This window comes from Micromonospora sp. CA-240977, from assembly GCF_050942285.1.
In the GTDB taxonomy this organism is placed as follows: Bacteria; Actinomycetota; Actinomycetes; order Mycobacteriales; family Micromonosporaceae; genus Micromonospora.
Genome location: NZ_CP192055.1, coordinates 430360 through 444327 on the forward strand (window position 1 = coordinate 430360; position 13968 = coordinate 444327).

At 72.6% G+C, this 13968-nt stretch carries 12 protein-coding genes; 10 read left to right on the forward strand and 2 right to left on the reverse strand.

All coding sequences use genetic code 11. The features are described 5' to 3' along the window. Positions 1-35: 35 nt before the first annotated feature. The 4 genes from ACQPWW_RS02090 (at position 36) to ACQPWW_RS02105 (ending at position 5083) form a co-directional block, all read left to right on the forward strand. Complete coding sequence (locus tag ACQPWW_RS02090; RefSeq protein WP_433128556.1) at positions 36-578, forward strand: hypothetical protein; 543 nt, start codon at positions 36-38, stop codon at positions 576-578. Next, positions 569-1309, forward strand: coding sequence for a hypothetical protein (locus ACQPWW_RS02095; RefSeq protein WP_433128558.1), 741 nt, complete (start codon positions 569-571; stop codon positions 1307-1309). Before ACQPWW_RS02090 ends, ACQPWW_RS02095 begins: the two co-directional genes overlap by 10 nt. A 361-nt stretch (positions 1310-1670) precedes the next feature. Next, complete coding sequence (topA, locus tag ACQPWW_RS02100; RefSeq protein ID WP_433128560.1) at positions 1671-4511, forward strand: type I DNA topoisomerase; 2841 nt, start codon at positions 1671-1673, stop codon at positions 4509-4511. A gap of 272 nt (positions 4512-4783) precedes the next feature. After that, on the forward strand, positions 4784-5083 hold the full coding sequence (locus tag ACQPWW_RS02105) for a hypothetical protein (RefSeq protein ID WP_433128562.1): 300 nt from the start codon (positions 4784-4786) through the stop codon (positions 5081-5083). Positions 5084-5297: 214 nt separating this feature from the next. On the opposite strand, the gene ACQPWW_RS02110 is transcribed toward ACQPWW_RS02105, so the two are convergent. After that, entirely contained in the window at positions 5298-6614 is a 1317-nt protein-coding gene (locus ACQPWW_RS02110) for a D-arabinono-1,4-lactone oxidase (protein WP_433128564.1), read from the reverse strand. Positions 6615-6840: 226 nt separating this feature from the next. Between ACQPWW_RS02110 and ACQPWW_RS02115 the strand changes: the two genes are divergently transcribed. Next, positions 6841-7443 carry a TetR family transcriptional regulator gene (locus ACQPWW_RS02115; protein WP_433128566.1) on the forward strand — a complete coding sequence of 201 codons (603 nt, stop codon included), beginning with the start codon at positions 6841-6843 and terminating at the stop codon, positions 7441-7443. A 14-nt stretch (positions 7444-7457) separates the two neighbouring features. Here ACQPWW_RS02115 and ACQPWW_RS02120 read toward each other — a convergent pair whose 3' ends face one another. Then, the gene (locus ACQPWW_RS02120; RefSeq protein ID WP_433128568.1) at positions 7458-8663 is read right to left on the reverse strand and encodes an amino acid deaminase/aldolase; all 1206 of its coding nucleotides are present in this window, start codon (positions 8661-8663) and stop codon (positions 7458-7460) included. Positions 8664-9007: 344 nt separating this feature from the next. On the opposite strand from ACQPWW_RS02120, the gene tmk reads away from it, so the two are divergent. From tmk to ACQPWW_RS02145, 5 genes are all read left to right on the forward strand, one after another. Continuing rightward, positions 9008-11071 carry a dTMP kinase gene (gene tmk / locus ACQPWW_RS02125; protein WP_433134091.1) on the forward strand — a complete coding sequence of 688 codons (2064 nt, stop codon included), beginning with the start codon at positions 9008-9010 and terminating at the stop codon, positions 11069-11071. Then, positions 11071-12369 (forward strand): DNA polymerase III subunit delta', encoded by a 1299-nt coding sequence (locus tag ACQPWW_RS02130; protein WP_433128570.1) that lies wholly within the window; start codon positions 11071-11073, stop codon positions 12367-12369. Before tmk ends, ACQPWW_RS02130 begins: the two co-directional genes overlap by 1 nt. Before the next feature lie 122 nt (positions 12370-12491). Then, complete coding sequence (locus ACQPWW_RS02135; protein WP_355027350.1) at positions 12492-12821, forward strand: YbaB/EbfC family nucleoid-associated protein; 330 nt, start codon at positions 12492-12494, stop codon at positions 12819-12821. 1 nt (position 12822) lies between these two features. Continuing rightward, entirely contained in the window at positions 12823-13128 is a 306-nt protein-coding gene (locus tag ACQPWW_RS02140; RefSeq protein WP_433128572.1) for a hypothetical protein, read from the forward strand. Then, positions 13128-13808 (forward strand): hypothetical protein, encoded by a 681-nt coding sequence (locus ACQPWW_RS02145; RefSeq protein WP_433128574.1) that lies wholly within the window; start codon positions 13128-13130, stop codon positions 13806-13808. Before ACQPWW_RS02140 ends, ACQPWW_RS02145 begins: the two co-directional genes overlap by 1 nt. Positions 13809-13968 lie beyond the last annotated feature (160 nt).

Sequence of the window (13968 nt, forward strand, 5' to 3'; positions counted from 1 at the left end):
TGCCACACCTGCCCAAAGGCCGTACGCTGCAACGCATGCGTACGTGCCAGGCGTCTGCCGCCGGAAAGCTCACGGTGGTCCTGGCCACGATCGTCGTCGTCCTCGCCGGTTGCGGCGGCGGTCCCAGCCCACGGGCCTGGGCGGCGTCGGTGTGCGGCGCGCTCACCCCGTGGCGCTCCGAGATCAGCAAGCTGACCAGCAGCACTGACGAGCAGATGACCGCGCAGACCACGCCGGCGCAGGCCAAGGAGAACCTGGTGCGGCTCTTCGGTGGGGCGGAGCAGGCCAGTGAGGCCGCGCGCCGCAAGGTGGAGCGGGCGGGCGTGCCGGAGACCGACAACGGCGAGGCCATCTCCGCCGGTTTCCGCAGCTCACTGGGGAAGATGCGGGACGCCTACGGTCGTGCCCGGGACACCATCGACGGGCTGGGCACCGGCGAGCCGACCGCCTTCTACGACGGCGTGCGGGCCGCGGTGGCGACCCTCAACACGGAGTACGACGCCAGCGCGCTGGACACCAGCAAGCTCAACTCCGAGGAGCTGAAACAAGCCTTCGACGAGGTGCCGGAGTGTCACTGAGCGGGCTCGACGACACCCCGGCGGCGCAGCCAGCGGCGCTGTTCCCCGCCCCCGAGTCCGACGCGCCCGCACCCGCGCCGGTGCGCCGGCGCGCCGGCCCCGCGCAGACCTCCCCGCCGCGCAATGAACCGGTCCCGGGGGCCGAGGCGGGCCGGCAACTTGTCTTCTTCGGCGCGGAGGCGGCGGAGCCCACGGTGGCCGATCTGGCCGGGCTGCTCGCCGGGCCGGGCGAGGTGGTCCGCATGGGCGGCACCGCCCGGCTCTCGGTGCGGGTGGACGCCGCGTGGCGGGTGCACGTGCTCGTCGCCGAACTGGCGTCGCGCGGGCTGGCGGCGAGCTGGGAGCCGACCGAGGACGAGCGACACGCCGTGCGCACGTCGTACACCCGGGTCTTGAAGCCGCTCGCGGCCGCCTGGCTGCACGGTACGGCGAAACGCCCGCCGGCCACCTTCCACCTGACCGGCCGGCGGCTGCGGCTGTGGCTCGCCGCCGCCGGGACGCCGGAGCCACCCGGCGGGTTCCTGTTGCGGCTCGGCGCGGACGACAGGGAGTGCTGGGAGCCGATCGGGGTCGCGCTGGCCGCGGCCGGGCTCGCTGGCACCCTGCTCAGCCCGGGTGCGGGCGGCCCGGCGTACCGGATCACCGGCCGGCGACGGTTGGACCGGCTCGCCGAGCTGGTCGGCGGGCCGCCGCCGACGGCACCCGCCGCCGCGTGGCCGATGCGGCCCTGAAACGGTCATTCGGCTCAGATTGCCGGCGCTTCCGGGGACGACGGCCGGTGTCCGGTGCCAGACAGCCGACAGGCCCATCCAGGCGGAAAACGGGCGGGTCGACAGTCGGCCGTAGGCCCGCCATCGTCACAGTGACCCTCTTCGAGCCCTACCCACGGTGTACGGTGGCGCCGTCCGGCAGTGCCGAGCGCGGCGGGGCGAGAGTTGACCGTCGCGCGGTGGCGGTTTGCCGCCCGCGAAACCCGAAACGCGGGCGGCGCGTTACGTTGGACATCCGGACCGCCGGTGCGACGGCGGGGTCGAAGGCGGTCGCTGTCCGCCCGCTGGCAGGCCACGAGCAGGAGTGAGGTCGGGGAGAGACGTGCCGAGCAACGCTGGAACCACCCGTCTGGTCATCGTCGAGTCACCGGCGAAGGCCAAGACGATCTCGGGCTACCTGGGCCCGGGGTACGTCGTGGAGGCCAGCTTCGGTCACGTCCGCGACCTGCCGCGCAACGCTGCCGACGTGCCGGCCAAATACAAGAAGGAGCCCTGGGCCCGACTCGGGGTGGACGTGGACAACGGCTTCCACGCGCTCTACGTCGTCTCCGCCGACCGCAGGCAGCAGATCAGCAAGCTGGTGAAGCTGGCCAAGGAGGTCGACGAGATCTTCCTGGCGACGGATGAGGACCGCGAGGGCGAGGCGATCGCCTGGCACCTGGTCGAGACGCTCAAGCCCAAGGTCCCGGTCAAGCGGATGGTCTTCCACGAGATCACCAAGCCGGCCATCCAGGCGGCGGTGGCCAACCCGCGGGAGATCGACCGCGACCTGGTCGACGCCCAGGAGGCCCGGCGGATCCTCGACCGGCTCTACGGCTACGAGGTCTCCCCGGTGCTGTGGAAGAAGGTCATGCCGAGGCTCTCGGCCGGCCGGGTGCAGTCCGTGGCGACCCGCATCGTGGTCGAGCGGGAGCGGCAGCGGATGGCCTTCCGCACCGCCGAATACTGGGACATCCTGGCCACCCTCGCCGTGACGAACGCCGGCGAGGGCCCGCGTGCGTTCAACGCCACCCTGATCGCCCTGAACGGCGACCGGATCGCCACCGGTAAGGACTTCGAGCCGACCACCGGTCGGGTGAAGCCCGGCGCCGGGGTCGTCCACCTGGACGAGAGCGGCGCCCGGGGTCTCGCGGCCCGACTCGACGGGCGGCCGTTCACCGTCACCCGGGTCGAGGAGAAGCCCTACCGTCGTCGCCCGTACGCGCCGTTCATCACCTCGACCCTCCAGCAGGAGGCAGCCCGCAAACTGCGCCTGTCCTCGCAGCAGACGATGCGCACCGCGCAGCGGCTCTACGAGAACGGCTACATCACCTATATGCGTACCGACTCGGTCAACCTGTCGGAGACCGCCATCTCGGCGGCCCGTCGGCAGATCGTCGAGCTGTACGGCGAGCGCAGCGTGCCGCCGGAGCCGCGCCGCTACACCGGCAAGGTGAAGAACGCGCAGGAGGCGCACGAGGCGATCCGCCCGGCGGGGGACAACTTCCGCACCCCGGGCGAGGTGGCCAAGGAGCTGTCCGCCGAGGAGTTCAAGCTCTACGAGCTGATCTGGCGGCGGACCATCGCCTCGCAGATGACCGACGCTGTCGGCTCCAGCGTGTCGGTGCGCATCCGGGCGGTCTCCACCTCCCAGGAGGAGGCCGACTTCGGCGCGACCGGCAAGACGATCACGGACCCGGGCTTCCTGCGGGCGTACGTGGAGTCCAGCGACGACGAGAACGCCGAGGCCGAGGACGCCGAGCGCCGGCTGCCGACCCTGGTCAAGGACCAGCCGCTGACCGCCGACGAGTTGGCCGCGCAGGGCCACCACACCCAGCCGCCGTCGCGCTACACCGAAGCGTCGCTGGTCAAGGCCCTGGAAGAGCTGGGCATCGGCCGGCCGTCCACCTACGCGTCGATCATGCAGACGATCCAGGACCGGGGGTACGTCACCAAGCGCGGGCAGGCGATGATCCCCACCTTCCTGGCGTTCGCGGTCATCGGGCTGATGGAGCGGCACTACCCGCGCCTGATCGACTACGACTTCACGGCCACCATGGAAAACGAGCTGGACGAGATCGCCGGCGGTGACCACGCCGCTGTCGACTTCCTCACCGCGTTCTACTTCGGCAGCTCCAACGGTGCCGGTGACCAGGACATCGCCCGTTCCGGCGGGCTGAAGAAGCTGGTCACCGAGAACCTGAGCGACATCGACGCCCGCAGCGTCAACTCCATCCCGCTCTTCACCGACGACGAGGGCCGCGAGGTCGTCGTCCGGGTCGGCCGGTACGGGCCGTACCTGCAACGGGAGCTGCCCGGCGGCGAGCAGCCGGCACCGGCCGCCTCGGGTGAGGGCGAGGAGGGCGGCACCCAGGGCGGTGACCGGGCCCCGATCCCGGAGGGCCTGGCCCCGGACGAGCTGACCCCGGAGAAGGTGCACGAGCTGTTCCTCGGCGGCAGCGGTGAGCGCAAGCTCGGCGACGACCCGGCGACCGGCGAGCCGATCGTGCTCAAGGCCGGCCGGTTCGGCCCGTACGTGTCCAGCGGGGAGCGGAAGTCGTCGCTGCTGCGGACGCAGACCCCGGACTCGTTGACCCTGGAGGAGGCGCTCAAGCTGCTCAGCCTTCCCCGGCTGGTCGGTGTCGCGCCGGACGGTGTCGAGGTCTTCGCCAACAACGGCCGCTATGGCCCGTACGTGAAGCGGGGCGAGGAGTTCCGCTCGCTGGAGTCCGAAGAGCAGATGTTCACTGTCGGTCTGGACGAGGCGCTGGCGCTGCTGGCCGCCCCGAAGGCGCGTGGACGGCGGGCCGCGGCGCCGCCACTGCGCGAGATGGGCGTGGACCCGGCCACCGAGAAGCCGATGGTGATCAAGGACGGCCGGTTCGGCCCGTACGTCACCGACGGGGAGTTCAACGCGTCGCTGCGGCGCGGGCAGACTCCGGAGGAGCTGACCATCGAGGAAGCGTCCGAGATGCTTGCCGAGAAGCGGGCTAAGGGCCCGGCGCCGCGCAAGAAGGCGGCGGCGAAGAAGGCTCCCGCGAAGAAGGCCACGGCGGCGAAGAAGACGGCCGCGGCCAGCAAGTCCACGGCCGCGAAGAAGACCGCCACGGCCAAGGCGACGACGGCGAAGAAGGCTCCGGCGAAGAAGGCCGCCCCGCGTAAGGCCGCGTCGAGCACGGAGTGACAGCGCCCCGCGTCGGCTGATCGTCCCGAGCTGGCCCCGACACCACCAGATCTTGGACAGTTTCCGTTCCGGCTGAACGGAAACTGTCCAAGATCTTTTTCGTGGGCCCTCCTGCGGGTGTTTCGGATCACGAGCTTTCGCCGATTCGGTCTGATCATCTCGCGCGTCCAGCGTCATTCCACGCCGGCGCCCGCGGAATTCCGCGCCGTCCTGCTGAGCCAGCTCAGACTGATGCTGGGCGTCCAACCCGGTGCCGAACGGATTGAGGAACGATGACCACCATCGAGATCACCCGCTTCCGGGCGTCCGCCGCGCGCGCCGACGCGCTGCTGGCCGCGCGGCCGGCGATGCTGCACGACTTCGAGACCGACCGTGCCGGCTTCCTCGACGCGCGACTGATCCGGCTGGCCGACGACGAATGGCTGGACATCGTCTTCTGGAGATCGTCCGAGGATTTCGCCGAGTCCCGACGTCGCGGCGGGGACCGGCCCGGCATCCAGGCGTTCTTCGCGCTGATCGACGGGGTGGTCAGCACCGAGGAGGGCACCACTACCGACGCGGTGGGCGCGTGACGGGCGGGGAGCGGGCGGCCAGCCCACCTGCGCCGGGGATCTGGGCGGCCGGTTTCCGGACCGCGGTGATCAGCCCGTACGAGCCGTTCCAGTTCAGTGAACCTCGTGGCTTCGCCGACCAGACCGTTCGGCAGGTGCTGCACCTGGCCGGTGGCGGATCAGCCGTCCGCGTACGGCCGGCGCTGTCGCGCTTGACGACCTGGCGTTCTAGCCGTCAGGCGCCGAGGACGTGGTTCAGGTGCGGGTTGGTGAAGACCCGGTGCGGGTCCAGGCGGTCGCGGACGGCCTGGAAGTCGGTGAAGCGGGGGTAGGCGGTGGCCAGCGAGGCGGCGTCGCGATAGTGCAGCTTGCCCCAGTGCGGGCGGCCCCCCAGTCCGGCGGCCATCTCCTCGAAGGCCCGGAAGTACGGCTCGTACGGCATCCCGACGTACTGGTGCACGGCGATGTAGGCGTTGTCCCGCCCGTAGCCGTGCGAGAGCCAGATGTCGTCGGCGGCGGTGAATCGCACCTCCACCGGGAAGAGCACCTTGAACGGCAGCCCGTCCACGATCCGCCGGAGCGCGGCGAGCGCCTCGGGTAGCGCCTCGCGGGGCAGGCCGTACTCCATCTCCACGAAGCGGACCCGGCGCGGGGTGCAGAAGACCCGGTCGGAGCGACCCGTGTACCGGCGTTCGGTGAGGGCGCGGGCGGAGACCGCGCTGATGCCCGGGGCCAGCGCGGGCACTGCCCGGCCGAGTCGGCAGGCGCCGGCGAAGACCCGGTTGGCCAGGAAGTCGTCGTCCAGCCAGCCGCGCCAGCGGGGCAGTGGCCGGTCGTTGGCCGGTACCCGGTCGTTGGTCTTGACCTGCACCCGTGAGGTGTACGGGAACCAGTAGAACTCGACGTGGTCGTGCGCGCCGATCAACGCGGGCAGGTCGCCGAGCACGTCGGCCAGCTCGGCCGGACGTTCGTGGGCGTGCAGCACGAAGGCGTCCACGCAGCGCAGTGTCACCTCGACCAGGACGCCGAGCGCGCCGAGTGACACCCGGGCGGCGGCGAGCACGTCGGGATGCTCGTCGGCGGAGCAGCGCAGCACCTCGCCGGTTCCGGTGACCAGGGTGATCGCCTCGACGAAGGTGGACAGGCAGCCGTAGCCGGCTCCGGTACCGTGGGTGCCCGTGGAGATCGCCCCCGCCACCGTCTGCGCGTCGATGTCGCCGAGGTTGGGCAGCGCGAGGCCGTGCCGGGCGAGCAGGCCGTTGAGCGCGTGCAGGGTCATTCCCGCCGGCACGGTGACCAGCCGCTGTGCGACGTCGACGCTGACCGTGGTGTCCAGCTCGGACAGTTCCATCCGGCGGTCGTCGGCGAGCGCGACGGCGGTGAACGAGTGGCCGCTGCCGGTCACGCGGATCCGGGCACCGTCGGCCGCGGCCGATCGGACGGCTTCTACGACATCCGTCGGCGAGCCGGGGCGCAGGATCGCGGTGGCGCTGCCACGCTGGTTGCCGGCCCAGTTGGACCATCCAGCGGCGAGCGGTGCGGTGACGACCATGCGCGCTCCTCATTCATGAATATGAACTGACTTCATATCAGGAACGTTGTGCCTGGTAAATACCGCAATTGCGATCCGCTCGTTGTACCGGTAGTCACGGACTCGTGACGTGGAGATATGTTCATCCGTCGAAGGGGGGTGGCGCCGAGTGTCCACACCAGCCGCCACGACCGGGCCGCTGCGCCGCGTTCCGGTGCAGGGTCGAAGTGTCGCGCGGGTACAGCGCATGTTGGATGCCTGTGCCGAACTCGTCGACGAGGTGGGGTACGAAGGGCTGACCACGACCCTGCTCGCCGAGCGCGCCGAAGTGGCGATCGGGTCGGTCTACCAGTTCTTCCCGGACAAGCGGGCGATCGTGCAGGCGTTGACCCTGCGGACGATGGAGTCCTACCTCCAGCGCCTCGACGAGCGGTTCGCCTCCGACCGGATGACCCACTGGTGGGATGGCGTCGACGCGGGGATCGACGAATACATCACGATGCACCGCACCGTTCCCGGCTTCCGTACCCTGCACTTCGGCGACGTGGTCGACCTGCACCTGCTCGACGAGCAGCGGGACAACAACGGCGTGATCGCCGACCAGTTGGCCCAGGTGCTCACCGAGCGTTTCGGGCTCACCGACGTACCGAAGCTCCGGTTCGTCCTGGAGATCGCGGTCGAGGCGGCGGACGCGCTGATCAAGCTCGCGTTCCGGCGGAAGTCCGACGGTGACGAGCGGGTGCTGCTGGAGGCGAAGGCGCTGATCCGGGAGTACCTGCACCGCCAGGTCGACGGCCCGGACAGCGACCGGGCCACTGTCGGGCAGGCCGAGGCGGCCCAGCCGGTCTGAGCCGGGCGCGGGCCTCAGAGGAAGGCCTGCCCCTCACCCCGGTAGGTGGGGACGGTCGCCACGACCGCGTCCCCCTCGACCAGGTGCAGCTCGTTGACCCGTTCACACAGCTCACCAGCCTTGGCGTGCCGGAACCACACCCGGTCGCCGACCCGCAGGGTGGCCGCCGCCGCGCCGGACAGCGGGGTCTGCACCTCACCGGCGCCCTCGGTGCCGACCAGCTTGAGCCCGGCCGGCAGCCACGGCCGGGGCAGCCGGCTGTCGGCCGCCGGGCCGGAGGCGATCCAGCCGCCGCCGAGCACCGTGGCCAGCTCCGGCGTCGGCCGGCGGACCACCGCGCAGGCGAAGAACGCCGCCGGGGTGGGCCGCCAGGCGCGGTACGCGTCGAACAGCGTCGGCCCGTACAGGCCCGATCCCGCGGTGACCTCGGTGACCGCGGGATCGGCGCTGGTCGCGGCCACGCTGCCGGTGCCACCACCGTTGACGAACTCCAGGTCGGCGTGCTCGCGTACCGCGGCCACCGCCGCGCCCCGGCGGGCCAGCAACTCGCGGTACGACCCGCGCTGGGCCAGCCTGATCGCGCCCGCCAGCAGCGTCTGCCCCGGCGGCGCGTCCCCCAGGCCGGCGATCTGCGCCTCGTACGACATGAGCCCGACCAGCTGGAAGCCGGCCCGGCCGGCGACGGTGGCGGCGAGCGTGCCGGCCGCCCGCGCGCTGTGCACCGGCGAGCGGCGGACGCCGACGTGCACCCCGCGCAGCGGTCGCCAGGAGGCGTCCAGGTCCAGGCAGAGCCGCAGCTCGGCGCGTTGCCCGGGAGCGCGGACGTCGTCGATCAGGTCGAGTTGACCGGTGCCGTCGATCATCAGGGTGATCGCGGCGGCGAGGTGCGGGTCGGCGGCCAGCTCGGCGAGCGCCGCCCGGTCCACGCTCGGGTACGCGACAAGCACGTCGTCGCTCACTCCGGCCCGGACCAGCCAGATCGCCTCGGGCAGGGTGAACGCCATCACGCCCTGCCAGCCCGGTCGGGCGAGGGCTCGGCTGATCAACTCGCGGGCGCGCACCGACTTGCTCGCCAGTCGGACCGGTTTGCCGGCGGCGCGGTCGGCCAGGGCGGCCGAGTTGGCGTCGAAGGCGGTGAGGTCGACCACGGCGTAGGGCGGGTCGAGGTGGGCGGTCGCCCGATCCAGGCGCTCGCGAAGTTTGTCGCTTTCGATAGCCACGTGTGCACGCTAACTGTCCGGCGGTAAATGCGAAATACCCTCGCGTACGTCCGGGCTGCGGCCGGTGCCTCCGGCGGCCTAGGCTCAGCGAGCAGGAGAATGTCGCCCGGGGGGTGGCCCCCTACCGGGTCTAGAGTGTTGCACCGGAGGTGCCCAGCGATGGGCCGGCACGTGGAGGTACGGCCATCGAAAGCCAGAACAGCGGCGAGTCGCCCGGCGTGTCGCGCTCGGGTGACCAGTCGGGCAACGCCGCCAAGCAGCCCACCGGTGGTCAGGTAGATCCGTCCGGTTATGCCGCAATCCGCTCCGTGCTGCGCATCCGGCCGTTCCGCCGGCTCTGGATCGTGCTCGGCGCGGCCTCCTTCGGCGACTGGCTCGGCCTGCTGGCCACCGCCCTCTTCGCCGCCTCGCAGGTGCAGGGCAGCACCGCCCAGGGCGCGGCGTTCGGCGGGGTCACCGCGATCCGGCTGCTGCCCGCACTGGTGCTCGGCCCGGTCGCCGGCGTCTTCGCCGACCGGTTCGACAGGCGCTGGACGATGGTCATCTGCGACCTGCTGCGCTTCGTGCTCTTCGCCTCCATTCCGCTCTACGCCCTCAGCGGCGCCGCCGGCGGCCTGGTGGTCGGCTGGGCGCTGATCGCCACCTTCCTGATCGAGTCGCTCACCCTGCTGTGGATCCCGGCCAAGGAGGCCGCGGTCCCGAACCTGATCCCGCGGGCCCGGCTGGAGGCGGCCAACCAGCTCACCCTGATCACCACCTACGGCCTCACCCCGGTCGCCGCGGCCATCGGCCTTGCCGTGCTCGACCGTGGCGTCCGTGGCGCCGTCGGCGGCGACCTGCCCTCCTGGGCCGAGCCGGCCCAGCTCGCACTCTGGTTCAACTCCTTCTCCCGGCTCGCCACCGCGTTGGTGGTGGCGTTCGGGATCAAGGAGATCAGCGAGGCGCAGCGCGGCGAGGCGGAGCGTGCCGAGCAGAGCATGTTCCGGCAGTTCTCCGAGGGTTGGAAGTACATCGGCCAGACCCCGCTCGTCCGCGGCCTGGTGCTGGGCATCTTCGGCGCGTTCGCCGGCGGCGGCATCGTGGTCGGCACGGCCAAGTTCTTCGCCAACTCGCTGGGCGCCGGTGACGCCGCGTTCTCACTGCTCTTCGGCGCGATCTTCGTCGGTCTGGCGCTCGGCATCGGGCTCGGCCCGATGGTCGTCAAGGAGATGTCCCGGCGTCGCTGGTTCGGCATGAGCATCGTGCTGGCCAGCGCCGCCGTGATGACCCTCGCCTTCGCCATCCACCTGTCCATGGCGATCCTCGGCGCGGTGCTGGTCGGCGCCGGCGCCGGCATGGCCTTCCTGGCCGGCACCACGCTGCTGGGCGGCGAGGTGGCCGACGAGGTGCGCGGCCGGGTCTTCGCCGTGGTGCAGATCGGCACCCGGCTGGTGCTGATCCTGGCCATCGGGCTGAGCAGCGTGTTGGTCGGCGTCGGTGGCTCGCGCAAGCTGGAGATCGCCGACCTGGGCCTGTCCATCTCGTCGACCCGGCTGCTGCTGCTCGCCGCCGGTGCCGCGGGCATCTTCGCCGGGATCAGCGCGTTCGGCCAGATGGACGACAAGAAGGGCGTACCGGTCCTCGCCGACCTGTGGGGCTCCATCCGGGGTCGTCCGCTGATGCCCTCCGAGCCGTTCGTCTCCGCCGGGCTCTTCGTGGTCTTCGAGGGCGGCGAGGGCGCGGGGAAGTCCACCCAGCTCACCGCGCTCTCCGAGCGGTTGCGCGGTCAGGGCTGCGACGTCGTGGTCACCCGCGAGCCGGGGGCCACCGGCGTCGGTCGGCGGATCCGGTCGCTGGTGCTGGACACCTCCGGCGACGACGCGCCCTCCCCCCGGGCCGAGGCGCTGCTCTACGCCGCCGACCGGGCGCACCACGTGGCCACCGTCGTCCGGCCCGCACTGATCCGGGGCGGCGTGGTGATCAGTGACCGTTACGTCGACTCGTCCCTTGCCTATCAGGGCGCCGGTCGGACACTGCCCGTCGACGAGGTCTCCTGGCTCTCCTCCTGGGCCACCGGTGGGCTCAAGCCCGACCTGGTGGTGCTGCTGGACGTCGAGCCGCGTACCGGCCTGTCCCGGGTTGCCTCGCGCAACACCGGCACCGACCGGCTGGAGGCCGAGTCGATCGCCTTCCACGAGCGGGTCCGGTACGCCTTCCTCGACCTCGCCGCCGCCGACCCGAAGCGGTACCTGGTCCTCGACGCGTCCCGACCGGCCGACGAGATCACCCGACTGGTGGTCCGGCGGGTCGAGGAGATGCTCGGCAGCCCGGGTGGCATCGTGCACCCGCGGCCGGCACAGGGCCCGGACACCTCGGTGCAGCCTGAGTTATCCGACGCGGAGTTGGTGACGATGGAGCACAAGACCTGATGTCGGACGTCTTCGCCGACCTGGTCGGTCAGGACGAGGCCGTCGTCGAGCTGCGCCGGGCCGCCGCCGCGGCGGCCGCCGTGCTGCGCGCCGGCGCGGCCGACCGGGCACCCGCGCTGCTCACCGCCGGTGCTGCCGACTCCGCCGGCCCGGCCGGCGCTGCCGATTCCCTCGGCCCGGCCGGCGCTGCGGCCTCCGGCGGGGTGGACCCGTCCGCCGGGATGACGCACGCCTGGATCTTCACCGGCCCGCCCGGCTCGGGCCGCTCGGTCGCCGCGCGGGCGTTCGCCGCCGCCCTGCAGTGCGTGCACGGCACCGGGTGCGGCGAGTGCCCCGGCTGCCGCACCACGATGGGCGGCACCCACGCGGACGTCCGGCTGGTGGTGCCGGAAGGGCTGTCCATCGGTGTCGGTGAGATGCGCGCGCTGGTGCTCCGGGCGGCCAGCACCCCGTCCGGCGGTCGCTGGCAGGTGGTGGTCATCGAGGACGCCGACCGGCTCACCGAGGCCGCCGGCAACGCGCTGCTCAAGGCGATCGAGGAGCCCCCGCCGCGTACGGTCTTCCTGCTCTGCGCCCCGTCCACCCACCCGGACGACATCTCGGTGACGATCCGGTCCCGCTGTCGTGTCGTACCCCTGCGGCAGCCGCCGGCCGACGCGGTGGCCGAGGTGCTGGTCCGTCGGGACGGGATCGCGCCCGACGTGGCGCAGTGGGCGGCGGCGGCCGCGCAGGGGCACGTGGGTCGGGCCCGCCGGCTGGCCCGCGACCCGGAGGCCCGCAAACGGCGCGAGGCGGTGCTCGCGGTGCCGCGCCGGTTGACCGGCGTCGGCGCGGCGTTCGACGCGGCGTCGGCGCTGATCGAGGCGGCCGAAGCGGAAGCCGAGGCGTCGGTCACCGATGCCGACACGACCGAACGGGCGGCACTGGAGACCGCGCTCGGCGCGGGCGGCACCGGTCGGGGCGCGGCCGGCGCGATGCGCGGCGCTGCCGGGCAGCTCAAGGAGCTGGAGAAGCGGCAGAAGTCTCGTGCTACCCGCGCCCAGCGCGACGCCCTGGACCGGGCGCTTGTCGACCTGGCCGGCTTCTACCGGGACGCGCTCACCATGGCGTTGCGCGCGCCCGTCGCCCCGGTGCACACCGACACCGCCGCACTGGCCGGCGCCGGCGCGCAGAAGTGGGACGCCGAAGGGTCGCTGCGCCGGCTGGAGGCCGTGCTCGCCTGCCGGGCGGCGATCGAGGCGAACGTCAAGCCGCGGATCGCGGTCGAGGCGATGATGCTCGCCCTCTGGAAGGGCTGACCCGCAGCTTCCGGCGTTGTCCACAGGCATCGACAGGCCCGATTGCGGTGCGGTACGGTCCGGTGTGCCGTGGTGACGGTGACGGCACGCTCAGTGATGGCTCATCCGGGAGGAGTCGGCCGATGCCACGGGGGGAGATCGACGAAGCCTGGATCGAGGAGGCGGTGCGGCGATACCGCCGGATCGAGCAGCTTCAGGCCGAGTTCGACCAGGCGGTGTCCACCGTCGAGGTGACCGTCCGGTCGCCGGATGGTCTGGTCGAGGTCGTCGTCACCGCCGGCGGGCGGATCACCCACGTCCGGTTCCTCGGCCCCCTGCACACCCGCAACCCACGGGATGTCGCAGGCTCCGTGCAGGCCGCGGTCACCGCGGCGGCCGACGCCGCCGAGTGGGCGCGGGAGAAGCTGCACAACGAGACGTTCGCCGCCTACCGACCACTAGCGGGGGCCTGAGATGGACACACTGCGCGCGCTCTCCGCCCGACTGGACGAGGCGAGCGCCACGCTCACCGCCATCGCGCACACCGTCACCGCCAGCGACCCGGCTCAGGCCGCGTTCGGCGCCGACGCTCCGGGCCGCCCCGGCGAGATCGGTCGCGCGCTGCACCGGCAGTGGGCCACCGCCACCGACGACCGGGCCCGGGAGGCCCGCACCGCCGCCGGTCGACTGGCCGCCGCCGCCTCGGCGGTGCGGGAGGCCGCCGACCGCTACGCCGAGGTCGACAGGGCGGCCCGCCGCCGGCTAGCCGGGGAGCCCTGATGGACGCGCTGGACCGGCTCGCCGAACCCGGCCTCGACCTGCTGCGCCGGGTTGACCGGCTGATCGCCGCCGGCGTCCCGGAGGGGCACCGGGTCTGGCCGCTGCTGCGCCGGATGCAGGTGCTGCCGGGCGACGCCGTCCGCGGCTTCCTCGACCTGCACCCCGCGCCGCTCGCGCACGCCGGGCACGCGGTGCGCCGGCTGGTCCGGGGGTACGACGACGTCTCCGCCGCGCTCACCGATTCGGTGCTCTGGTCGGGCCCGGCCGCCACCGCGTACGGGCAACAGCGGGCCGCGCTGCTGCGCCACCTCGACGAGGGTCCGGACAGCCTGGTCGGACGGCTCGAATCCACAGCTGGTTACGCCGACGCACTCGCCGACTGGGTGGAGGGCAGCCGGCTCGCGCTGGCCCGGACGTTGGCCGACGTGCTGCGCTCGGCCGAGGCGGTGGCCGTGGTCGCCGCCACCGCCACGGACCCGGCGACCCGCCCCGGGCCGGTCGGGCCGGGGGTGGCCGACGCGGCGGAGATCGCCGCGCGGGTGCTGGCGGTGCTCTGCGTCGCGTACGACGGCGCGGAGACGTTGCTGCGGCAGTGGGCACCGAGCCTCGCCGAGACCGCGTGGCGACCGCCGATGGACGGCCGGCCGCACTATGACCAGCCCACCCGCGTCGGCTGGTAGCCGCTCGGACAGGCCACGGCGTCGCGCACGGACGTCGGACCGGAGCCGGCGTCCACGGCGACGCCGTGGTCTTCCCCCTGCACCCCCCGCAGGTCTGCCTTCACTCAACGCCGCCGGGGGCGTGCTTGTCTGCTGTCCGGGCGCGGATTCAACCGTCCGG